The organism is Flavobacterium sp. 3HN19-14 (assembly GCF_051373205.1).
In the GTDB taxonomy this organism is placed as follows: Bacteria; Bacteroidota; Bacteroidia; order Flavobacteriales; family Flavobacteriaceae; genus Flavobacterium.
In genome coordinates, this window is the sequence record NZ_JBPPZT010000001.1 from 882,514 (window position 1) to 905,944 (window position 23,431).

Consider the following 23,431-nt stretch of genomic DNA (forward strand, 5'->3'; position numbering starts at 1 on the left):
TTATGATATAAATCAAGTGTGTTACAATATTATTGTTTTACAACTTTGATTGTTTTAACCTGATTGTCAGAAGTTACTTTTACTAAATAAGTTCCGGCTGCAAGCATAGACATGTCAACCTGCGCCTGATTAGCGTTGATGGTTTTAGTTGTCATTTGCTGACCAAGAATATTGAAAATTTCTACGTTAGAAATATTTTTCGAGTAAGAAAGGTTCAATACATTAGTAACAGGGTTTGGATAAGCTTTGAAGGTAGCACCATCAAATGATGAAACACCTAATAATGAAGCGTCATAAGCACCGAATCTGAAAGATCCTACTGCCGTATTGTATCCGTAAACTCTTGCAAGTAAAGTATCTCCAGGTGTTAAACCTGTTAATGCCACTCTTGAGAAGCTGTCAACGAAAATCTGGATATCATCGTTACAACCTATAACTGTTAATGCATCACAAGTACCGCTGAAAACCTCAAGACCTGTGTCAGTCATGGTACCATCATCATTGCCTGTTTCCAAAGTTAATGTTCCTGATTCAGGAACCACTACGCTGAACCAAACATCTTTTCCGTTTGCAGGGAAACCATTTGCAGCACAAGATGGAGCAGGAATAATTGACGGATCAACATGTGTTGCACCAACATTGGAAGCAACTATAGCAGCTGTTTCAAAATCGCCGGCAGCAGTTACGGCTATAGGTGCATCACATGAATCATTTGCAGGCGGACAAGCAACCTGATTCTGAACCGGACTTGTAAGCGTACAATCTGAATCAGCCGAATTGGCTATCGTAATAATTACAGGCGTATTGTTTGCGTAACTGACCAAAAGTAAGTGTTCCTGTAGCAGAAGTAGTCTGTGTAGCACTTCCCTGGTCTGTCACTAACTAATAATTCAGTTGCAGATCCAAGGTCAGAAATTGTTACATCAACATTAAATTGTTCGTTGCCATCACCACAACCAGATACAACAGCATAAGTTGCCGTAGCATTTGTACAAGCGATAACAGACCATGCTAATGTGAAAGTTCCTGTGCCAGACCATCCATCCTGAACCCAGTAAACAGTTTGGTCAGATCCTGTGTCATTGCTCCATACTACAGAAGTGTAGTTAGGGTCATCAAAACAAGCAATTTGTGTCCTGTTGTCACAATCGCCATAGAAAACAACGTTTGCAGTATCATAAGAAGCTACAGTTGTTCCCATAGTTAAAGTAGAACCGCTAGGAACAGAGATAGAATAGTAAACGTCTCCGTAATTGTTAGCAACCGTATTTCCGGAATTGTTGCAAACTTCTGTATTATCGTTCATCGAATCTACTGTAGTTCCGTTGATCGGTGATGTTTCATTTGTAAGGTCGAAAGCTGTCGCACAAGTATCGTTCGTTGGAGGACAGTTAGCTACAGTTTGCGCAGGGCTTGTTATAACGCAAGTCGCGTCGTCATCATTTGCAATTGTGAAAATTACTGAAGTACCAATTGCATATCGGCCGAAAGTAACTGTTCCGATAGCGGTTAATGGTTGTGTAGCACTTCCCTGGTCATCAGATACAGTGTAAGAAACAGCAGTTCCCATATCAGTAAGGTTTACGTCAACTGAGAATTGCTCATTTCCGTTAGAGCAATCTGCTGTACGTACATAATTGGCAACACCATTAGTACAAGTTGGCGCACAAGCAATCATGAAAGTAGCCGATCTTGCAGTATCACCTTCGCTGTCAAGCAAAAACCAGTACTCAGTACCAGCTTCTAAGTTACCAATCAGGTCAGTACCCTGTCCGTTATTGTCATCAATACAGTTCCATCCTGTCTCATCACAAGTACCCGATGCTTCTTTGTAGAAATAATCAATGTAACCGCCAGTTGCGGCAGTAATGGTAAGAGAATATTCTCCTGTTACAGGAGGTGTGTAAGAGAAAAGTCTTTCTGTTCCGGGTGTGTCATAAAAACATGAAAAAGGATTCCATGCTCCGTCACCAGGCAAAATATCTGCAGTAACTTCTGTACCACATTCAGGAATCACAACAGCAGTAGTACAATCTGGCGGAGGAACTAATGTGTTGAATGTACCACCTGCCCATGCACTTGTATCACCACCGCCACAATTTGCTCTTACATAAAAGCTGTAAATTGTACTGTCAGTTAAACTGTCAAAAGAAATGGTTGTTGTTCCGGCAGCTAAAGTTGCAGTAGGATCTGTAATATCAGCAGATGCTACTTCGCCTTGAGAAAAGAAATAGTCATATCCACCGGTAGGAGCAGACATAGACTCAGTCCATGAAATAGCTGCCGTGTTTAATGTTACCTCATCAAGCGTAAGCCCGCTAACAGGCAAACAAGTTGGCGGCGTGCCGCAGGTAACATATCTGTATCTGTTTGCAGTATCTCCATCGCAGTTTGATGAAAGGTGTGTCCAGAATCTGATTACACCTGTGAAATCGGCAACCCACATTACATAAGCATTTTCTCCGAAAGCAATTGCATTTTCTCCATTTTCGTCACTAATAGTGATATAATCAGTAGCAACAGAACTGGTAAATACATACGTTTCTCCAGAGGTAACATTCACCTTAGAGTACTCACCGGCATAACAGTTAAAGGCAAGACCGTTGGCAGTTATACCGTCACAATTAGTGGGTGTGTAGGTAGCGGTAGGCCACTGAGTGTTATCCTCGAAAAGGGTTAGACATTGCGCCGATACGAAGGAAGTGAACCCAAGCATCAGCATTAATAAAGTAATTTTTTTCATATTAAATAGATAAGGATTATTAAATAGGTAGCGAATATATGATTTTTAATCGTTTTTATATTAAACAATTGAATCTTTAACGTTTATAAACCAGCTTTTTTATGAATAATTTATGTTTTGCAGGTTATAAAATTGCTAATATTACGTTTACAAAGATTATTTCCACTCTTTATAAGGTCTTTTACTAAGATAGGCATTGTAATAGCGCTGATCGCCAGTCACTTCCTTTCCAACCCAGTCGGGTTTGTCGAACATTTCATCTTCAGAACGAAGTTCTATTTCGGCGATAATGAGTCCTTCGTTGTCACCAAAAAATTCATCAATTTCATAAATATGGTTGCCGGCTTCTACTTCATACCTCATTTTATTAATTGTACCTTTCTCACATAGCGCAAGTAACGGTTTCGCTTCCATTAGCGAAAGTTCCGTTTCCCATTCAAAACGTGTTGTGCCGCTTTCGCTGCCTTTGCCTTTAACGGTCAGGAAACCCATTTCGCCTTTAATGCGGACGCGGACTGTACGTTCCGGATCAGCATTCAGATAACCTTGTGCGATATGGTTTTTGGCGGATGCCTGGGCTTTAAAAGCATCAGAATTCACAAGAAATTTGCGTTCAATTTCAATCATTTCATAAAGTTTATTTGTGCTAAAGTTACTCAAATTATGAACGTCAATTTGTATTTTTACAGAAGAAAAGCAAAGTCAAAATTGTGGAGGAAACACCAGAACCGGTTCGCCAGCGCAAAATCATCCACGTCGATATGGATGCATTTTACGCTTCTGTAGAACAGCTTGATAATCCCGAACTGCGTGGAAAACCTGTGGCAGTTGGCGGCGGCGAAAACCGAGGCGTCGTTTCGGCAGCAAGTTATGAAGCAAGGAAATTCGGCGTTCGAAGCGCCATCAGCGGCTATCTGGCTAAAAAAAACTGTTCGGATTTGATTTTCGTAAAACCGAGATTCGAGCGCTACAAAGAAATTTCCCAGAAAATCCGCAATATTTTTTTTGAATATACCGATCTGGTCGAACCGCTTTCGCTTGATGAGGCTTATCTCGATGTCACACAGAATAAAAAAGGCAATCCGAGTGCGACTTTGATTGCGAAGGAAATCCGTAAACGCATTCTTGAAGAAACCGGATTGACCGCTTCTGCCGGAATTTCCGTCAATAAATTCGTAGCCAAAATTGCATCAGATTTCAACAAGCCAAACGGGCAGAAAACCGTCAATCCTGATGAAGTGATTCCTTTTTTAGAGGAATTACCCATCCGGAAATTTTACGGCGTCGGAAAAGTCACCACCGAAAAAATGTACCAGCTTGGCATTTTCACCGGCCTGGATTTAAAGAACAAACCGCTTGATTTCCTTGAAAAGCATTTCGGAAAATCAGGTACTTACTATTATCACATCGTTCGCGGTATTCACAACAGCGAAGTCAAGCCCGAACGTATCGCAAAATCTGTCGCAACAGAACATACTTTTGATGAAAACCTGACTTCAGAGGTTTTTATGGAGGAAAAGCTCGACAGGATTGCAGGTGAACTCGAACGCCGCCTCAAACGATATAACATTGCCGGAAAAACCGTCACCTTAAAAATCAAATACAGCGATTTTACGCTGCAGACACGCAGCAAGACTTTGCCTTATTTTATTTCTGATAAATCGCTGCTGCTCGAAAACGCCAAAGAATTATTATATCAGGAACGAATGAAAGATTCTGTACGCCTGCTCGGCATTTCACTCAATAATCTTAATACGGAAGTGAAGAAAACGGTGGTGGTGCAGTTGAAGTTTGATTTTTAAAACCGCGAAGGCACGAAGATACGAGGGCGCAAAGTTTTTTAAAGTTCGTAAGCTTTGCGAACTTTGCGAAAATCTTTGCGCCTTTGCGGTTAAAGAAATTGAAACTACCTTTGCACCTCAATCTACGAAAATGCAATACACCACACTCAGCGATACCGACATCAAAGTAAGTAAAATTTGTCTCGGCACGATGACTTTCGGGCAACAGAACACCGAAGAACAAGGCCATTCTCAAATTGATTTTGCGATTGAAAAAGGCATCAATTTTATCGATACAGCCGAAATGTATCCGGTTCCGGCGCGCGAAAAAACCTATGGGAGAACAGAAGAAATCATTGGTTCCTGGATAAAAAAATCAGGAAAAAGAAATGAAATCGTACTCGCTTCAAAAATTGCGGGCGCTAATCGCGGACTCGAATATATCCGTGAAGATCTTCGATATAATCCTGCTGCGGTTGTACTTTCTGTCGAGAAAAGCCTGAAGCGTTTACAGACCGATTACATCGATATTTACCAATTGCACTGGCCCAACGCAAATCTAATATGTTCGGGCAACTCGGCTTTAAAATCCAGGAAGACCGCTGGGAAGACAATACAAAAGAAGTGCTTGAAACGATGCAGGGTTTGGTTCAGCAGGGAAAAATCCGCCAGTTTGGAGTTTCCAACGAAACGCCGTGGGGACTGATGCGTTTCCTCGATGAAAGTAAAAAACACCATTTGCCGAAAGCAATTACTATCCAAAACCCGTTTTCGCTGCTAAATCGCAGTTTTGAAGCTGGCCTTACAGAAACCGTTTACCGCGAAAATGTCGGATTGCTGGCCTATTCTCCAATGGCTTTCGGACTCTTGTCAGGAAAATTCAGGAATGGCCAGAAACCTGCCGATGCACGGCTAACGCTTTTTCAAAATTTCACACGATACAATTCTGAAGAAGCAAGAAAGGCCACAGATTTGTATCATGAAATTGCAATTGGCAACGGCTTGACTTTGGTCGAATTATCACTCGGATTTGTATTGGCACAACCGTTTTTAGCCAGCATGATCATTGGCGCCACAACATTGGAACAACTAAAAGAAAATATTGAAACCATCAATATTTCGCTTTCAGAAGAAGTTTTAAAGGCGATTGATGGTGTGCATAAAAGGTATCCGAATCCGGCACCTTAAAAATTAGATAATTAGAAAATGAGATAATTTTTTGCAAGATTATCCCGAAAATTATCTCATTTTCTAATTGACCAATTATCTAATTAATCACCAATTTCGAGTTAGAAGAAACGCCGGAATTATCTTCGATGTTTACCATATAAATTCCGCTTTGCAAATTGCTGATATTTACATTTTCACCATCAGCTTTAATTTGCTGGTTCATCAGCCTTTTTCCCGTAATGTCAAAAATCTGCATTTGTAAAGGGAAATCAATATTTGTCGTGGTGATTTTTATGATGTCCTTCGCCGGATTCGGAGTCAAAGCGAAACTGCCTTTATTTAAGCTTTCGACACCCAATGCAGTATCGATAACTTTGTAAATCTTTCCGTTCGAGGAAGCCGAAATATACAATTCATTATTCATATCAACACCAAAAGTGACAAAGTTTGTACCTGCAAATGCAGTCGTAAATGTCAAAGTTCCGGAGTCATTGATCATTCCGATTTTATTCGAACAATAATCAGCGAAGAAATATTTTCCAACCATATTCGGATAAGTGCTGCCGCGATACACATAACCGCCCGTTACAGAACACGCACCGCTTCCGCTCGCAGAGGAATAAGTTGCAAATGGAAAAGTGTAAGTCACGCCCGAAGCCGGACAACCACTCGTACTAAAAACATCATTGCCTTCATAACATTTCCATCCGAAATTTAATCCGGCAGTTGCGGCATCGACTTTGTTGATTTCCTCTACATTTTCCTGGCCAACATCGGCAATCCATAATTTGCTGTCGGCATTATCGAAAAGAAAATTTCCAGGGATTCCTGAGGCCAATCGACCAGATTTCATCTGCCCCGGCTATACCAACATACGGGTTGTCGGCCGGAATTCCGTAAGGCGTTCCGTTGTCAACATCAATACGCAGCATTTTTCCCAGTAAAACATTCTTGTTCTGCGCATTGCCGTTTGGGTCGCCGCTGCTTCCTCCATCGCCCATTCCAATATACAGATAGCCGTCGGGACCAAATTTGATTGTACCTCCATTGTGGTTTGAAAATGGCTGTGTGATGGTCATCAAAACCGTCGCCGTTGTATTGGCAACATCAACATTTCCGGCGCTTACAGAATATCTTGCGATAACGGTATTCCCTGAATTATTGGTGTAATTCACATAGAAGAAACCATTGGTGGCATAATTCGGGTGGAAAGCCAGACCAAGCAAACCACCTTCGTTATCCGCCTGGTTGACAATTGCAGAAAGGTTCAGAAAGGGCGTTGCCTTGATGGTTCCATCGGTATTGATAATTCTGATAAGGCCGCGTTGTTGCACGGCGAACAATCTTTCATCGCCAGCGTTTACAAGCTCGACAGCATCGGAAAGCCCGGTGGCAAATTGCTGGATTCCGATGGTTTGCGCAAACGAAAAGAAGCAGGATAACAGTAAAATTAAAGAGTATAAATTTCTCATAGCTAAATATTTATGTAGGTTTATAGTGTAAAGTTAGTGTTTTTTCCGACAACAAAAAACCCCAACTTGTGCAGCCGGGGTTAAGGTTTTTATAAATTATCGATAGTCTTGTCTTTTGGATATTTTACTTTATAGCTGATCCGGATTTTTTTGGTCTCGTTTGGCTTCAGGTCAAGTTTCCAGGTTAAAATGCCGGTTTCGGGGTTGACTTTTGCGCCGTCTTTGTCCAGCAGTTCAATCTCGATTTCTTTGTCCGGACTCAATGGATACTGGTCTTTGAGCATTAAATGCGCTGCTTCTTTTTTATTGTTGCGGACGGTGGTTTCGTATGTAAAATGCTGTACTTTGTAAGAAGAAAGGAATTTCGTTCCCGATTTATCCACGATTTTTTCGCGCTTGATGGAAATTTTTTTATCCCTTCCCATGCTCAAATTAAGCGTGTCTGAAGTCTGGTTCGGATTGATGAACGTTTTGCCGACATACAAGCCTTCAAAAATGATATTGGCTTCGCCCTGCAATAAGTTATATTGGGAATAGTCGCCTATTTCCGCAAGTAAAAATGCTTCTTCTCCACTTTTGGCACTGCATAATATTTGTAGGAAGCCGGTAATTTGATTTCTTTCAGGCTTACGCTATGCGCTTTTCCGTTGGAATAAATGTCGTATAGGATGTCGATATCGAAAGATACATTCAACTGGTTTTCAGTAATTGTTGTTGCATCTGTAACAGATGAGGCTTCAATTTTTTGCTTGTCTTTTCGGCTGCCGTAACCTGCAACGACGACTTCCTGTAAAGTGTTTTCTTTAAAATCTGCAGTATCAGCAACGCCATCATAATTGTTTTGTTGTTGGTATCTGAGAAACCAGGAACTAAGTAGCGGTGCCTGATTATCCTGATTCGGATTGCCACTCGAAAGCGTGAGTTTTACCTGCTTCCAGTCGATTCCCGTAGTCTGGAAAATCTGGCCTTTGTACATCATATTAATAGGCTCCAGAATGCTATTGGCACGCAGGTCATAGAATGGTTTCCACGAAGCGTATGGCGTGATGTAATTGATATCGAAGTTTACCACACCTGCAACATCATTCATAACCTGAAGAATCAATTTTCCTTTAGCCGTTTTTTCCTCGTCTTTGGTTTTGATTTCAAGTTTATTACGGAGTTTTGCCTGAACTTCATATAGGCTGAGAATTTTGGCATTCAATGCATCATTATTGTTGCTCAGCTCTGTACGTTTCACTTTATAATATTCGACTACTTTTGCAAGTTCAGTAAGGTTCAACCCGGTATTGGTTCCCGAAACCTGCTGGTTTTTATCCAATAACTCCAAAGATTTTACTTCAGAACTGGCAGCATTTCGGAGTTTTTGTATTTCCTTGTCAATCAAGGAAATACTATCGCGAACGACTTTGATTGCTGGCGAACTCTCATCGACATCATATTCGCTGATATAATTACTCGTAAATTGCACCGAAAGTACTGTTACCTCAGCATTCGTGCCAATTTGAATTGTATTTTCATTTAAATAATCGGCGACATTTTTACTACAATTTCGCTTGTTCCTTTTGGAAGGTTTACCGAAGTAGACTGCGACATTTCTGCACCACTGAAATATACAGTAGCGCCTTTTACTTTAGCAGTTGTAAAAATTGGCTTTTGCGCCAACAACAATGTCGGCAAAAACAAAAATAACAAAGTGAATCTTTTCATGTGGTATCTCTTATGGGATTATATCATAAAAGAGCATAGAAAAGACAAAAAGGTTGGATTTAAAAATTAAATTCCTCTTCCAATTGCAAAGAATCAGCCGGAATCGTATCGCGTTCCCGAATCCTGATATACGATTTCGCCTGCCCGGAAATAAACACCGGAAGCCTTGTGTACAAAGTGTCATCGGCTGCCAATAATCCGCGGCGCATCATGATGTTGGTAAGGAACGACTGCTGCTTTACGGCGTAACCTTTCAGGCTGCCCTGATCGTTAAACTGGTACATAAATCCTTTCGGGCGCGGAATGATTGTCGCCAGGTAAATGCATTCATTTAATGAAAGTGCCGACGGCATCTTGCCGAAATAAAAACGGCTGGCTTCTCCGATTCCGTAAACATTCGGACCCATTCGATAATGTTGAAATAAACTTCAAGCATCCTTTCCTTACTGGCGATGCGGTTATTTTCAAGTATATAAACGAGCAGGATTTCCTCTAATTTCCGCGAAAGCGTCTTTTCACGCGTCAAAAAAACATTTTTGATGAGTTGCATGCTGATGGTACTGGCGCCACGAGAGAATTTCTTCGTCTTGATGTTTTTGATGATGGATTGCTTGAAAGCTTCGCTAATGAAGCCGCGGTGCGTAAAAAATGACGGGTCTTCTGTTGTCAAAACGGCTTTTCGCAGATAAGGCGAAATCTGATTCAAAGGTGTATAATCAGGATTGGCCTGGCCAACAAGTACGCCGCGTTGCACTTTTCCCTTATCAATCGCGTGGTAAACGAAATCACCGTTGAGTTTATTCAGGTCGGCCTCGCCATATTTCGTGATTTTGAGGTTTTCCTTGTCGAGTTTGCTATCAAAAACCAAAGTATTCGGCTTGTTCTTGTTGAACATGAAGTTGAGGTTATAACTGAAATTTCCTTCAGCTTCCATGCCTTGAAAATGCGTGAAAAGTCCGTCAGGCAGAGACGAAATAAAATCCTGCGCCTTCATTTTCGGGATATCGACTTTCATTGAATAGATCGTATCGGCTGCTGTATTATAAGCCAAGTAAGGGTGGAATTTTATCTTGTTCAATTGCACCGTTGAACTGCTGTCTACCGAAACAAAATCAGGGCCGAGCAATAAATGATAATCAAATCGCGCGTTTTTGATAATAACGTCTTTGCTTGCGATTTTCGGATGGTTGACTTTCAGGTCTGCGATTGACGAAAACCCGTCGATGTGCAGTTCGTCGCCATCCATATCGATGTTGTCAATTTTCAGGCGAACAGAATCAAAACTCGATTTCACATTGAACCGTTCATCGATATAAGGCATTCTGATGGCGCCCGTATCTAGGTTGAAAAACCGGATATCGGCTTTTTTATCCCGCGGATCGGTATAACCTGCTATGCGCCAGCGCTGCGTAAATGTATTCGTCTGGACTTTAATTGAACTCTCAAGATTTTCATCAGCCAGGCGTAATTTCTGGAAATCGACGCGCGCTTTTTTCCCGAAATCATTGATGAAAAACGAAAGATTCTCAATACTCATGTCGGTAGGAACGAGGTTCAGTGCTTTTGAGAGGATGCGATACGCGAATTCGGCGTAATCACGTTTTTCATTAGAAGCAGAAGTGGTTTGCGTACTATCTTTCCGGATGAAATTTTCATAGTTTTTTCCTCTTTCGTTTTTTACGATTTGTACATAACCGTCACGAATGTCGAGCGTTCCGAGCTGGATATCACCAACAAACAAGTGCCAGAAATTGACGCTCGTTTTCATTTTCCGGATTTTGAAAAGGGTATCTGCGCCCTTGGGAACAAGGGAAATTTCAGTTAAATCAACGCCTAAAAGTCCCTGAAAATGGGCTTCCTTGATATTAAAATCGCTGTCGTAATCGCGTTCAATCTTAGCCGAAACACGCGAAATGGCTGTTTGCAGCAGCGATTCCCTGAAAATAAAGAATGCGATGACCAAAGCCACCAAAACGACTGCGAAAATTTTAAGGGATAAGTATATTTTTTGTTTTCTGGTTCTCATTGATTTGGGGAATTATTAACCACGAATTTCACGAATTTTCACGAATCGGTTTGTGTAACTTCGTGAAATTCGTGGCTAAATTTTTTTACGTTACCCGAAAAGTTCGCCCGCGACATCTTCGATTCGAGTGACCTGCCGGATTTTTATAATGGAATTTTTAATCGAAATCTTATTGTACTTTGAAACGAAAATTGTCGAAAAGCCTAATTTCTCTGCTTCCTGTATGCGCTGATCAACGCGATTCACCGGACGAATTTCTCCCGAAAGACCGACTTCTCCAGCAAAACAAAAATCTTTCCCAACCGGAATATCTTCATTTGAGGATAAAATTGCTGCGACAACGGCCAAATCTATCGCCGGATCGTCTACAGAAATCCCGCCCGTAACATTCAGGAAAACGTCTTTTGTTCCTAATCGGAAACCGGCTCTCTTTTCCAAAACGGCCAGAATCATATTGAGTCTTTTGGCATTGTAGCCGGTTGTGCTGCGTTGCGGTGTTCCGTAAACTGCAGTGCTTACAAGTGCCTGGATTTCAATCATGAGTGGGCGCATGCCTTCTAAAGTTGACGCAATTGCCGTTCCTGATAATTCTTCTTCACGGTGCGAAATCAATATTTCTGACGGATTTGAAACTTCCCTTAAACCTGAACCCTGCATTTCATAAATCCCGAGTTCAGATGTAGATCCAAAACGGTTTTTTAACGCGCGCAGAATTCGGTAAACATGATTTCGGTCGCCCTCAAATTGCAAAACCGTATCCACCATGTGCTCGAGGATTTCGCAGGCGATGCTGCCGTCTTTCGTGATATGCCCAATTAATATAACAGGAACGTTGGTTTCCTTCGCATATTTAATCAGCTCAGCGGTACATTCACGGATTTGCGAAATGCTTCCCGGAGATGATTCGATATAGTCAGTATGCAGCGTCTGTATCGAATCGATAATGATAATTTCAGGATCAATCGCTTCGACCTGACGGAAGATATTTTGCGTTTTTGTTTCCGTGAGGATATAACAATTGTCACCGTTGGGCGTAATCCTTTCGGAGCGCATCTTGATTTGCTTCTGGCTTTCTTCGCCCGAAACGTATAAGGTACGATAAGGTAATTTGAGTGAAATCTGCAATAAAAGCGTACTTTTTCCAATGCCGGGTTCGCCGCCTAAAAGGGTTAACGAGCCTGGAACGATGCCGCCGCCAAGCACGCGGTTAAGCTCGCCGTCGGTAGTATCCATCCGCATTTCCTGCGCCGAATCGATCTCGTTGATGCGAAGCGGTTTCGGCGCTTTTTTTGTTTCGGCGGAACTTGGTTTCCATGCTGATTTTTCTTCCTTTTGGATGATTTCCTCTGCGATGGTATTCCATTCTTTGCAGGAATTGCACTGTCCCTGCCATTTTGCATATTGCGCACCACAATTCTGGCAAAAGAACGTAGTCTTTACTTTTGACATTTTAAGGTTTTTTTTCTTCCGTCGGCGTTTCGGTTGGGGTTTCTGCGGGCGTTTCTTCAGGAATTTCTTTTGGTTTTGCGGCGGTGCCTTTCATTTCGTCAGCTTTTTCAAGCATCATGTCTTTTGTCAGATCACCGATTTCATCTTGAAGATAAGCGCTCATGTAGGTTTTTGCGGCTTTTTTTGTATCGCCTGTTTTTTCATAAAACATAGCGAGCTCATAATTGCCTAACATTGCTTTCGGATAATTCTTTTTCGCTATGGCAGACAACTTTTCAAATTCTGCGTAAGCTTTATTTTTCAGTATGGCGGCTTCAATAGCTTTGAAATCAGTGAGCCTGATTGGCATTTTCATGCCGTAAGATTTTTCAATGATGTCATATTTTTTGGTAAGATAACCCACATAATCGTTTGGGAGCGTGACGATTTTGGTGTTGAATTCCTCTGTAGAAATGGGCTGATACGCCGAAAATATATGGTACAATGCATCAGGAACAGAAAATAACACCACAGAATAATGCGTAGCACCTTTAAATTCGTCATAATTATAATACAGGCTGCTGTTTTTTACCGTACTGATATTCTGGTTGAGGTCGTGCACGTCTTTAAGATTTTTTTCAGATCGCCATCGGCACCCGAAAGGTAATAAAAAACAGGCTTTTTAACGGCTTGCAGTCTGGTCGGAATCCTTTCAATCATTTGATCTTCAAGCTCCGGCGCCATGGCGATATAAGCGTCGAAAAGCGGATCTTCTTTGTATAAAAACAAGTTGAGAAATCCTGCTGTGACATCGTGTCCGGCAATGATTTTAAAAGGTGCGACGCGGTATTTTTTTTGCAAGGCCGGCATGAGTTCTGTTGCAATAAAGTCGAAAAAATGGGCGCCTTGTTCTTCCGGGAGACCTTCGGCATCCATCGTAGAATCGTCTTCTCGCGTGCCGCTCTGGTCAATTCCGACAATGATCATTTCAGGCAAATCATCCCAATAATTGGCATAGGACATCGCACCATTGAAGGCGTCGAACAAATAATCGCCGTCTAAAAGTACTAATAAAGGATATTTTTTTGACTTGTCTTTGTTATAGGAATGGGGCAGCGACACCGTAAAAGTGCGGTCTCCTTTAAGATGTACTGAAGTAATCGTATCTCTGGCTCTTTGTGAAAATGCCGTGAAGCCCCCAAGCAACAGCAGCAATAAGTAAATGTTTTTCATGACCTGCAGCAGATTTAATTTTTAAACGAAATTAAAATAGCTGACTAAGATAAGGAATTATTTGTTTTTTTGTAATAAAGCGGCAAAACTAAAAAGGAGAGAATTCCCAGGACAACGGTTATGATGAGTTGGGAAGTCCAGACAATCCAGCCAAAGGCGTTTCCGGCTTCATCAGGAATGCCATATAAAAGCAGTATTTTCGCAATTAAAATCGGGAAGAAGCCAAAGCCGCCATTGGTAAAAGCGATAACGAGACTTCCTATCACAAAAGCAACTAAGACGCTGCCAATAGTGATTGAGGTTGTTTCTTTCAACGCAAAAGTTGTTGCATAAAACATCAATACATACGAAAACCAAATCAGGAAAGTGTAGATTAAAAATGGCCATTTGTCGGGCATTCGCAATACGCTCAATGCGCCATCTTTCAAGCCTTCAACTTTCGATTTTAGCAAAAGGATGAGTTTCCATTGGGAATAAAAGTAAAGGTAAGCCGAAACCATCAATCCAAAAATGCCTATTCCCATTAAAATAGCGAGTTTTTCAACCGGAATGTAATACAAAAGCAAATCGCGCAGCGTGTGGTATTCGACAACCAATGCGGTTAAAATGAACAAAACCAGCACGACCAAATCAACAATGCGCTCTGCGATTATTGTTCCGAAAGCCTTATCAAACGGAACATCCTGATACTTCTTTAAAATCAAAGCACGCGATACTTCGCCCGAACGCGGAATCGATAAATTGATGAAATAACCAATGCTCACGGCTAAAAAATTCAGCTTGAAATCAGGCTGGCAACCAATATGTGAAAGCGTATATTTCCAGCGGTAAGCGCGTAAAACATATCCGGCAACGGCAAAAACCAACGAAAGTAATACATAGTTATAATCAGCCGTCCTGAAATACGATTTCATCTGGTCGAGCTGTTGCGGCGTAAACGAATCGTAGGAATACCACATCAAACCCAGTCCGATCAAAATTGGGATAAAGATGCCGGCAAAAGATTTGAGTTTTGTTTTCAAGGATTTACGTCAGGGAATTGTCGTTTTCATTCGGGAACACCAAAGATGGCCTGAATGATTTGGCTTCTTCAAAATCGAGGATTCCGTAAGAAATGATGATGATGATATCGCCTTTCTGCACTTTTCTGGCGGCACGGCCGTTGAGCGTAATCTCGCCGCTGTTGCGGTTGCCTTTGATGGCGTAAGTTTCAAGACGCTCGCCGTTGTTGATATTAACGATTGATACTTTTTCGCCTTCGATAATATTCGAGGCTTCCATCAAAGCTTCGTCAATGGTAATGCTGCCAATATAATTTAAATCTGCTCCGGTCACCTTAACGCGGTGAATCTTGGATTTTACAACTTGAATTTGCATGGCGCAAAGGTAATTAATTTAATGAAATGGTATCTATCAATCGGATTTCGTTAACAAAAACAGCGATAAATGCGCGGTATTTTTTGTCTTTTTCTTGCTGAATTACAGGCAATAAGGTCGATTCTTCGGCAATTTCGAAATATTCAAGTTTGAAATCGGGTTGCGAAAGGAATTCATTTTCAACCCATTGCTTCACTTCTTCGGCAGATTTATTTTCGAATAACGCTTTCGCGGCATTCAATGTCTTATAGATAAAAGCTGATTTTTCTTTTTCTGAAGCCGACAATCTTTCGTTGCGGGAACTCATAGCAAGTCCGTTAGCTTCGCGGAAAATCGGTCTTCCGATAACATTCACCGGCAAATTATATTTCGAAGCGAGCTTCTTCACAATCTGCAATTGCTGGAAATCTTTCTCGCCAAAATACGCATTCGTTGGCATTACTATTTCAAACAATCGCTTTACAATCGTACCGACACCGTCAAAATGCCCGGGACGGTGCTTGCCTTCCATCTGGTTTTCGAGTCCGTCGTAATCGAAATGCTGCGAAACGGTATTGCCTTCGTAAATATCTTCTACAGTTGGTGCATAAATGATGACATCTTCGCTCAAAGTCCTGATCTTTTCAACGTCGGCTTCGAGTGTTCGCGGGTATTTCTTCAAATCTTCCGGATTGTTGAACTGCGTCGGATTGACGAAAATACTCATCACGGTAAAGTCGTTCTCTCGCAGCGATTCTGCAATCAAAGACAAGTGCCCGGCATGTAAAGCACCCATCGTCGGCACGAAACCAATCGTTGATTTTGCCGTCGTTGCAGATTTCAAATGTGCTGTTAAATCGGCCTGTCTTGTGAAAATAAGCATTAAGCGCGTATTAAATTGAGGTGCAAACTTAAGATATTCGACAATAAATCCATAAATTTTTGTACTTTTGCCTGTTTTTTATTGACAATAAGTAAAGTACAATTCTATATGGAGGAAAAGAGGATATTATTCGTATCATCTGAAGTAGTGCCTTATCTGGCTGAAAATGAAGTTTCTTCGATGTCCTACGATGTTCCCAAAATGATAAATGATCAGGGCGGACAGATCAGGATTTTCATGCCTAGATACGGCAACATCAACGAAAGAAGGCACCAATTGCACGAGGTGATCAGGCTTTCGGGAATGAATCTGGTTGTCAATGACCTCGATATGCCGCTGATTATCAAAGTAGCTTCGATCCCGAAAGAACGCATTCAGGTTTACTTCATCGATAATGACGATTACTTTAAAAGGAAAGCCACTTTTGCCGACGAAGACGGTACTTTGTATCCTGATAATGACGAACGCGCGATTTTCTTTGCTAAAGGCGTAGTCGAAACCGTAAAGAAACTCAACTGGGTTTCCGGATATCATCCACGTTCACGGCTGGCTGGCCGGAATGCTTCCGGTTTATATGAAGCATTTTTACAAAAATGAAGCCTTATTTGCCGATACCAAAATCGTAACTTCTGTTTACAGCCAGTCTTTTGATGAGACTTTAAATGCAGAAATGATCAATAAAGTCAAATTCGACGGTGTTCCGGAAGACGCGGTTGCTGACCTCGAAATTCCGAACTACGAAAACCTCATGAAAGCTTCTATAAAGCACTCTGACGCTGTGATTATCGCCTCTGAAAGCGTGTCTCCAAGTTTAACAAAATTTATAGAATCATCAGGAAAACCTTTTTTACCTTTCACGCCGAAAGAGAAGTTCGCCGAAGTGTATACGGACTTCTATAAAACAAAGGTGCTGTAATAATTTTTAATGATTAACATGAATAATAAATTCGTTTTGAAGGCTGTCATTGCAGCTGTTTTTGTGCTATTTTTCGCCTCTTGTGACAAAGATTATGACCAGATTGGAACTGGAATTGTAGGGGAAGATCACTTTGATTTTGACAAATATACGGATGCCGGAATCATTGCCTACAACAAGCTTACCTGCCCGGTACAAACCAACAACCTTGCGCTCAATCAGCTTGGCTATATATCAAATCCGGTTTTTGGAAATACGACCGCCAATTTTGTAAGCCAGTTGACATTGGTGAACGTAGCGCCGGCCTTCGGAGCTAATGTCGCCATCGATAGTGTGTATTTTTCATTGCCTTATTTTAATCATAAGAACGCGGCCGTAGCTACGACTTCTGACGGAGTGGTAACTTATGTGCTTGATTCTGTACAAAGGACTGCGCCGGCTGCGAAGTTCAACCTTAGCATCTATGAAAACGGGTATTACCTGAATGATTTCGATCCGGCAAGCGGATTTGAACAGGCACAGCGTTTTTACAACACGCAGGACAGTGATTTTGACAGCCGCAAAAAAGGAATTGGTCCGGGAGGTACTTCTGTTGACAATGGAACAAGACTAAACAATGGCGCCGCCGTTATTAACAACTGGCCGCAAAATGATGGTTTTTTTATTGACCAGGATGAAATTGTTACAAAAACTACAGGTGATGATAACGAAACCGTAAGGACACGTACCGTTCCGGGAATGCGCATTAAATTGGACAATGATTTTTTCATGAAAAAAATATTCAATGCACCGGCTGAAAAGCTGGCGAGCAATGCTGCATTCAGGGACTATTTCAGAGGATTGTATTTCAAGGTAACCGATCCTGATGCTGGGGTGACCAACCTGGCGCAGCTCAATTTTGCAAAAGGTGTAATTACAATATATTATAAGGAAGATTTAACGACGACACCGGCTGGCGGCGTTCCTGTCACTACGCGTGTCAATAAAACATTAGCACTGAATTTAACGGGAAATACCGTAAATTTATTGAGCAATTCAGCTAATGCGCCCTATCTGGCAAATATCCCGGCAACTCCGAATATAACCACAGGCGACAGCAAGTTGTATCTTAAAGGCGGTGAGGGTTCTATGGCATTCATCAATCTTTTCACAAGACCGGGAGAGCTCGAGCTGCTGAAGAAAAAACAATGGCTTATTAATGAGGCGAGCCTTACCTTTTATTTGGATAATGAACAATTTCAAACTTCAAATCCTCTGGATACCGTTTTAAGACCGCGTCGTATCTATTTGTATGACGCTACTAACAACAGGGTTTTATATGATTATTCAGCGGATGCCTCGACTTATAAAAAATCAAAGTTCAACCAATATACTTTTGGCGGCAGTATAGACAGAAGAATTAACGACAGCATAAAATATAAATTAAGGATTACCAACCATATTCGCAGAATTCTCAGGGAAAATGAAGAAAACGTAACATTGGGCCTTGTGGTTACGGAAGCGATTTCTGATAGTAACGCGTCGGCAATTCAGACACCGTTTAATCTTGTAATACCTGAATTTGAAACGGTACAGGTTAAAAAGATACCAACTGCATCTGTGATGCATCCGTTTGGGCTTTCATTGTATGGAACCAATCTGCCCGAGAACGACGTAAGAAGATTGAAACTGGAAATATACTATACTGATTATCAACCCGAAGACTAAATCATTTATATTATGTGTGGAATTGTAGGATATATAGGACACAGAGAGGCTTATCCAATTGTAATTAAAGGCCTCAAAAGGCTTGAATACAGAGGTTATGACAGTGCCGGCGTGATGCTTTATGACGGAGAGCATCTTAAAGTCTCAAAAACCAAAGGAAAAGTTACTGACCTTGAGTCAAGGGTTTCAGAAATTTCAACAAATGGTACCATTGGTATTGGCCATACAAGATGGGCAACGCATGGTGTTCCGAATGATATTAATTCTCACCCGCACGTTTCCAATTCAGGAAATCTGGCGATTATCCATAACGGCATCATCGAAAATTATGAGCCGCTGAAAAAAGAATTGATCAAACGAGGCTATACTTTCAAATCTGATACAGATACCGAAGTATTGGTCAACCTGATTGAAGAAATCCAGAAAAAAGAAAACCTGAAGTTAGGAAAAGCCGTTCAGGTAGCACTTAACCAAGTAATTGGCGCCTATGCGATTGCTGTTTTCGACAAACAAAAACCAGACGAAATTGTGGCGGCCGTTTGGGAAGTCCATTAGCGATTGGCGTTGGTGTTGACGAATTTTTCATCGCTTCTGATGCGTCGCCTTTCATCGAGTATACTTCCAATGCGATTTATCTCGAAGATGAGGAGATGGCCGTTGTGAGTCTTACAAAACCTTTGAAAATCAGAAAAATAAAAGACGATTCATTAGTAGATCCTTATGTACAGGAATTGCAGATGAATCTCGAGCAGATTGAAAAAGGCGGTTACGACCATTTCATGCTGAAAGAAATCTACGAGCAACCGAACGTAATCAGAGATACTTACCGCGGAAGGCTTTTGGCCAATGAAGGCATTATCAAAATGGCCGGAATTGAAGATAATTTAGAGAAATTCCTCAATGCCGACAGGATTCTAATTGTCGCTTGCGGTACTTCATGGCACGCCGGATTGGTGGCAGAATATATCCTTGAAGAATTCACGCGCATTCCGGTTGAAGTTGAATATGCTTCTGAATTCCGCTACAGAAACCCGATCATCAACAAAAAAGATATCGTAATCGCAATTTCCCAATCAGGTGAAACTGCAGATACATTGGCCGCAATCAAATTGGCAAAAGAGAATGGCGCTTTTGTTTTTGGTGTATGTAATGTCGTTGGTTCTTCGATTTCAAGGGAAACGCACGCGGGTGCATACACGCATGCTGGTCTGAAATTGGAGTTGCATCGACTAAAGCATTTACAACACAGATTACAATCCTGACCTTGATCGCGCTTCGTTTGGCTAAAGCAAAAGGAACGCTTTCGCATACAGATTTCCACCGTTATTTACAGGAATTGACGATTATTCCTGAAAAAGTTGCTGAAGCTTTATTAACGAATGATAAGGCCAAAGAAATCGCTGCTGTTTTCAAAGATGCGCCGAATTGCCTCTATTTAGGCCGTGGTTATAATTTTCCTGTAGCTTTGGAAGGCGCTTTAAAATTAAAAGAGATTTCTTACATACACGCTGAAGGCTACCCTGCTGCAGAAATGAAACACGGTCCGATAGCGCTTATCGATGAATTGATGCCATGTATCGTAATTGCGCCAAAACAAGGCCATTATGACAAAGTAGTGAGCAATATTCAGGAAATCAAATCGAGAAGCGGGAAAATCATCGCGGTTGTAACCAAAGGGGATACACAGGTTCGCGACCTTGCAGATTATGTAATTGAGATTCCGGATACTGCCGATGCATTATCGCCTTTGTTGACTACAATTCCGCTTCAATTGCTTTCATATCACATTGCCGTGATGCGTAGCTGTAATGTTGATCAACCCAGAAATCTGGCCAAATCAGTTACGGTAGAATAAGCTAAGATTTTACTCATTATATACCAAAGCGGGGTTGTACCCCGCTTTTTTTATGTGATAAAGTGAGATTTTTTTTAAAAAGTTCTTTTTGTAAAAAATTCAACGATTCCTCAATTTTATATGTATGCATAGTATTTAATATGAATTACTTCCTAAAACGTTAATAAAAGTTTAAAAAAAAGCAATATTCTACTATAACGTTATAGCTGTGGCAGATTGTATTAATCCTGAATTTTATTGGGCATTTTTATAAATGTCAAAAATATTTGTACATTGGCTTGATAAACTAACAAAATCAAACCAAAAATGAGACTCTATTTATTTATTTTGTCATTGCTTTTCTGCGGTATAACTTTTGCCCAGAATTCAATTTCCGGAAAAGTCACAGATGCCAATACATTACCGCTTCCGGGTGTAAATGTTAGCATCGCAGGTGAAACTGCCGGGACAGTAACAGATGCTGATGGTAAATTTACCCTGTCAACATCTAAAAAGCCACCTTATTCGCTGCAGTTTTCGATGGTGGGCTTTACTTCACAAACAGTTTCGGTCACAAGCCAGAATCAGGTTATTAGTGTAAAGCTTTCAGAAGAAGAAACCAAACTCAATGAAATCGTGGTTTCTGCCTCGAGAACGCCGGAGCGTGTAATCGAATCGCCTGTGACCATTGAGAGAATGGGGCTTCAGGACATTAAAAACACAACGGCTGCGACTTATTATGACGGACTCGAAAATTTAAAAGAGGTGCATTTTAATACCAGTAGCGCCTCGTTCAAATCAATCAACACCCGTGGTTTTGCGACCGTTGCCAACACCCGTTTCATGCAATTGGTAGACGGTATGGACAACTCCTCACCGGCACTGAATTTTGTGCTTGGTAACCTTATCGGATTATCCGAGCTTGATGTTTCAAATGTTGAGTTGCTGCCGGGAGCATCTTCTGCACTTTATGGCGCGAATGCCTTCAACGGAATATTGTTCATGAACAGTAAAAACCCGTTTACAAGCCCTGGTATCAGCGCTTATGTAAAGGAGGAAAAACGTATCAGGAAACTGCCGGAGCCCACGCATTCTGGGATTGGGGCGTAAGAGCCGCATACAAATTCAGCGATGTTTTCGCTGCAAAAGCCAATTTCACCTATATGGAAGGCTACGAATGGATTGCTTCTGATACAAGAGATACCGGAACAAACGTTCAGGGACTTAACCCAAGCCCGAATTATGACGGATTGAATTTATACGGAGACGAAGTTTCAACAAACCTAAAAGGCGTTGGTGTAAGCCTTGCCAATTTAGGACTTATTCCTGCAAGTGCGGTTAATTTATTACCGGATTACAATGTAGCAAGGACAGGCTACAGGGAGCAGGATTTGACTGACAATAAGATTTCAAGTGTAAAAGCCGATTTTTCTTTGCACTTCCGTCCATTCAAAAGTGAGTTTGAAATCATCCTTCAGCATAAATTAGGCTTTGGAAATACAATCTACCAAGGCGCTAACAGGTATTCATTGAAAAATTTCTCGATGAACCAGACAAAATTAGAATTTAAAGGAAAGAATTTCTTCGCCAGATTTTATATGACCGACGAAGACGCCGGAGATTCTTATGATATGCGTTTCGCTGCATGGAACGTAAACCGTGCCTGGAAAGACGACAGCACCTGGTTCGGCCAATACGCCGGCGCATACATCCAGGCAACTTTAGCCGGACAAGACCCGACAACGGCACACGCTATTGCAAGAAATACTGCTGATACAGGAAGGTATTTGCCGGGTTCACCTGAATATATCGCCGCTTTGAAGACCGTGACGAACAATCCGGATTTGACACAAGGCGCGAAATTCATCGACCATTCAAGATTGTATCATTCAGATTTGAACTATAATTTCAAGGATTTGATAAAAGTGGCCGAATTTCAGTTAGGTGGTTCTGTCAGAAGATACGAAATGAATTCAGAAGGAACAATCTTTACTGATTATGACGGCCCAATTACTTATGACGAATTCGGCGTTTACGGCCAGGTTCAGAAGAAATTCATCGACGACAGATTGAAATTTACTGGTTCTGTACGTTATGACAAATCACAGAATTTTGATGGAAGTTTTTCGCCAAGAATCTCTTTCGTTTATTCTGCAGGAGCAGAAAAGAAACACAATTTCAGGGTCTCTTACCAGACAGGTTTCAGAAATCCAACAACCCAGACCAATACATCGGACTGGATTTAGGCAGCCTTTCGCGTTGATTGGTTCTGCACCGGATAACTTGTCGCGCTTTGTTGAAACTCGAAATGTAAGTGCGCAAGGACAGGCTGACAATCATCCGGCAACAGTAAGTTTGAGTGGTGTCGAAGCATACAACAATTCTTATACAATTCCGTCGGTTACAGCGTTCGACGCTGCTATCGCAAGTGGTCAGACGCGTGACCAGGCTGCCGGATTACTTGAAGTAGCTAAAATTCCATTGGTAAAACCGGAAAGAGTTCAGGCATTCGAATTAGGATATCGTTCTGTAATCAACAACGATCTTTCTATCGACATCAACGGTTACTACAATATCTACAATGACTTCCTGAATCAGGCAAGAGTTTACACACCTTATTATGGTGATGTAAAAGTTGGCGGTGATGATGTACTTGATGCGCTTCAATACAAAGACAGAAGGGTTTACCAAATCTATTCGAACTCAAGCGCGCAGATCACTTCTATTGGTTTCGGAATCGGTGTTTCTAAAAAGGTATACAAAGATTTCGAATTGGGTGTAAATTACAACGCCGCTTTTTTCGGAAATGATTTTGACGGATTGACACTCAAGTATGATGCTTCTAAAGATCCAAGCTTCATTCCTGGTTTCAATACGCCGAAACACAGAATCAAAGCGACATTCGGAAATGCGAAACTCTTCAAAAACTTCGGTTTCAACATGAACGTAAGATGGAGCACAGCCTATCTTTGGGAATCATCTTTCGCAGACGGAACCGTTCCTGAAAATACCGTTTTCGATGCGCAGATCAACTACGCTGTTCCTGCAATGAAATCTGTTTTCAAATTAGGAGCAACAAACTTAGGAGGAAAAGATTATATCCAGGTAATCGGAGCAGGTGCAATCGGGCAACAATGGTTCGCTTCATGGACAGTTAATCCATAATTAATAG

At 41.4% G+C, this 23,431-nt stretch carries 13 protein-coding genes and 6 pseudogenes; 6 read left to right on the forward strand and 13 right to left on the reverse strand.

Features of this window, described 5'->3' with window-relative positions:
* Nucleotides 1-29: 29 nt before the first annotated feature.
* The 3 genes from ACSLFW_RS04600 to ACSLFW_RS04610 form a co-directional block, all read right to left on the reverse strand.
* Complete coding sequence (locus ACSLFW_RS04600; protein ID WP_436554821.1) at nt 30-824, reverse strand: T9SS type A sorting domain-containing protein; 795 nt, start codon at nt 822-824, stop codon at nt 30-32.
* Complete coding sequence (locus tag ACSLFW_RS04605; RefSeq protein ID WP_436554822.1) at nt 794-2,743, reverse strand: hypothetical protein; 1,950 nt, start codon at nt 2,741-2,743, stop codon at nt 794-796. Before ACSLFW_RS04605 ends, ACSLFW_RS04600 begins: the two co-directional genes overlap by 31 nt.
* Nucleotides 2,744-2,899: 156 nt before the next feature.
* Complete coding sequence (locus ACSLFW_RS04610; protein ID WP_436554823.1) at nt 2,900-3,370, reverse strand: CYTH domain-containing protein; 471 nt, start codon at nt 3,368-3,370, stop codon at nt 2,900-2,902.
* A gap of 83 nt (nt 3,371-3,453) precedes the next feature.
* Between ACSLFW_RS04610 and dinB the strand changes: the two genes are divergently transcribed.
* Together dinB and ACSLFW_RS04620 are read left to right on the forward strand one after the other, a co-directional pair.
* Complete coding sequence (dinB, locus tag ACSLFW_RS04615) at nt 3,454-4,545, forward strand: DNA polymerase IV (RefSeq protein ID WP_436554824.1); 1,092 nt, start codon at nt 3,454-3,456, stop codon at nt 4,543-4,545.
* 130 nt (nt 4,546-4,675) lie between these two features.
* Nucleotides 4,676-5,712 (forward strand): annotated as a pseudogene (locus ACSLFW_RS04620) (aldo/keto reductase).
* A gap of 79 nt (nt 5,713-5,791) precedes the next feature.
* Here ACSLFW_RS04620 and ACSLFW_RS04625 read toward each other — a convergent pair.
* The 10 genes and pseudogenes from ACSLFW_RS04625 to panC all read right to left on the reverse strand — a co-directional run bounded on the left by ACSLFW_RS04625 (nt 5,792) and on the right by panC (nt 15,802).
* Nucleotides 5,792-6,532, reverse strand: a complete 741-nt coding sequence (locus ACSLFW_RS04625; protein ID WP_436554825.1) for a T9SS type A sorting domain-containing protein — start codon at nt 6,530-6,532, stop codon at nt 5,792-5,794.
* Nucleotides 6,495-7,166 (reverse strand): PQQ-dependent sugar dehydrogenase, encoded by a 672-nt coding sequence (locus tag ACSLFW_RS04630; RefSeq protein ID WP_436554826.1) that lies wholly within the window; start codon nt 7,164-7,166, stop codon nt 6,495-6,497. The genes ACSLFW_RS04625 and ACSLFW_RS04630 overlap by 38 nt, the downstream gene beginning before the upstream one ends.
* 89 nt (nt 7,167-7,255) lie before the next feature.
* Nucleotides 7,256-8,876: pseudogene (locus ACSLFW_RS04635) on the reverse strand (DUF4139 domain-containing protein).
* A 59-nt stretch (nt 8,877-8,935) separates the two neighbouring features.
* Nucleotides 8,936-10,902, reverse strand: a pseudogene (locus tag ACSLFW_RS04640) (transglycosylase domain-containing protein).
* Between the two features lie 90 nt (nt 10,903-10,992).
* Entirely contained in the window at nt 10,993-12,351 is a 1,359-nt protein-coding gene (gene radA / locus ACSLFW_RS04645) for a DNA repair protein RadA (protein WP_436554827.1), read from the reverse strand.
* Between the two features lies 1 nt (nt 12,352).
* Nucleotides 12,353-12,952 (reverse strand): hypothetical protein, encoded by a 600-nt coding sequence (locus tag ACSLFW_RS04650; protein WP_436554828.1) that lies wholly within the window; start codon nt 12,950-12,952, stop codon nt 12,353-12,355.
* Entirely contained in the window at nt 12,919-13,563 is a 645-nt protein-coding gene (locus ACSLFW_RS04655; protein WP_436554829.1) for an alpha/beta hydrolase, read from the reverse strand. Before ACSLFW_RS04655 ends, ACSLFW_RS04650 begins: the two co-directional genes overlap by 34 nt.
* 44 nt (nt 13,564-13,607) lie before the next feature.
* Nucleotides 13,608-14,585 carry a lysylphosphatidylglycerol synthase transmembrane domain-containing protein gene (locus ACSLFW_RS04660; RefSeq protein WP_436554830.1) on the reverse strand — a complete coding sequence of 326 codons (978 nt, stop codon included), beginning with the start codon at nt 14,583-14,585 and terminating at the stop codon, nt 13,608-13,610.
* A gap of 4 nt (nt 14,586-14,589) precedes the next feature.
* The gene (gene panD / locus ACSLFW_RS04665; protein ID WP_436554831.1) at nt 14,590-14,940 is read right to left on the reverse strand and encodes an aspartate 1-decarboxylase; all 351 of its coding nucleotides are present in this window, start codon (nt 14,938-14,940) and stop codon (nt 14,590-14,592) included.
* A 13-nt stretch (nt 14,941-14,953) separates the two neighbouring features.
* On the reverse strand, nt 14,954-15,802 hold the full coding sequence (panC, locus tag ACSLFW_RS04670) for a pantoate--beta-alanine ligase (protein ID WP_436554832.1): 849 nt from the start codon (nt 15,800-15,802) through the stop codon (nt 14,954-14,956).
* Nucleotides 15,803-15,910: 108 nt separating this feature from the next.
* On the opposite strand from panC, the pseudogene ACSLFW_RS04675 reads away from it, so the two are divergent.
* The 4 genes and pseudogenes from ACSLFW_RS04675 (at nt 15,911) to ACSLFW_RS04690 (ending at nt 23,424) form a co-directional block, all read left to right on the forward strand.
* Nucleotides 15,911-16,718: pseudogene (locus tag ACSLFW_RS04675) on the forward strand (glycogen/starch synthase).
* Nucleotides 16,719-16,736: 18 nt separating this feature from the next.
* The gene (locus ACSLFW_RS04680) at nt 16,737-18,425 is read left to right on the forward strand and encodes a DUF4270 domain-containing protein (RefSeq protein ID WP_436554833.1); all 1,689 of its coding nucleotides are present in this window, start codon (nt 16,737-16,739) and stop codon (nt 18,423-18,425) included.
* A 12-nt stretch (nt 18,426-18,437) separates the two neighbouring features.
* Nucleotides 18,438-20,280, forward strand: a pseudogene (gene glmS / locus ACSLFW_RS04685) (glutamine--fructose-6-phosphate transaminase (isomerizing)).
* Nucleotides 20,281-20,586: 306 nt separating this feature from the next.
* Nucleotides 20,587-23,424: pseudogene (locus ACSLFW_RS04690) on the forward strand (TonB-dependent receptor domain-containing protein).
* The last annotated feature ends 7 nt before the right edge of the window (nt 23,425-23,431 follow it).

Coding starts and splice junctions, on each gene's coding strand:
- ACSLFW_RS04605 (WP_436554822.1), bottom strand. CDS start 2,743: ATGAAAAAAATTACTTTATTAATGCTGATGCTTGGGTTCACTTCCTTC.
- panD (WP_436554831.1), bottom strand. CDS start 14,940: ATGCAAATTCAAGTTGTAAAATCCAAGATTCACCGCGTTAAGGTGACC.
- ACSLFW_RS04680 (WP_436554833.1), top strand. CDS start 16,737: ATGAATAATAAATTCGTTTTGAAGGCTGTCATTGCAGCTGTTTTTGTG.
- ACSLFW_RS04610 (WP_436554823.1), bottom strand. CDS start 3,370: ATGATTGAAATTGAACGCAAATTTCTTGTGAATTCTGATGCTTTTAAA.
- radA (WP_436554827.1), bottom strand. CDS start 12,351: ATGTCAAAAGTAAAGACTACGTTCTTTTGCCAGAATTGTGGTGCGCAA.
- ACSLFW_RS04655 (WP_436554829.1), bottom strand. CDS start 13,563: ATGAAAAACATTTACTTATTGCTGCTGTTGCTTGGGGGCTTCACGGCA.
- panC (WP_436554832.1), bottom strand. CDS start 15,802: ATGCTTATTTTCACAAGACAGGCCGATTTAACAGCACATTTGAAATCT.
- ACSLFW_RS04630 (WP_436554826.1), bottom strand. CDS start 7,166: ATGAGAAATTTATACTCTTTAATTTTACTGTTATCCTGCTTCTTTTCG.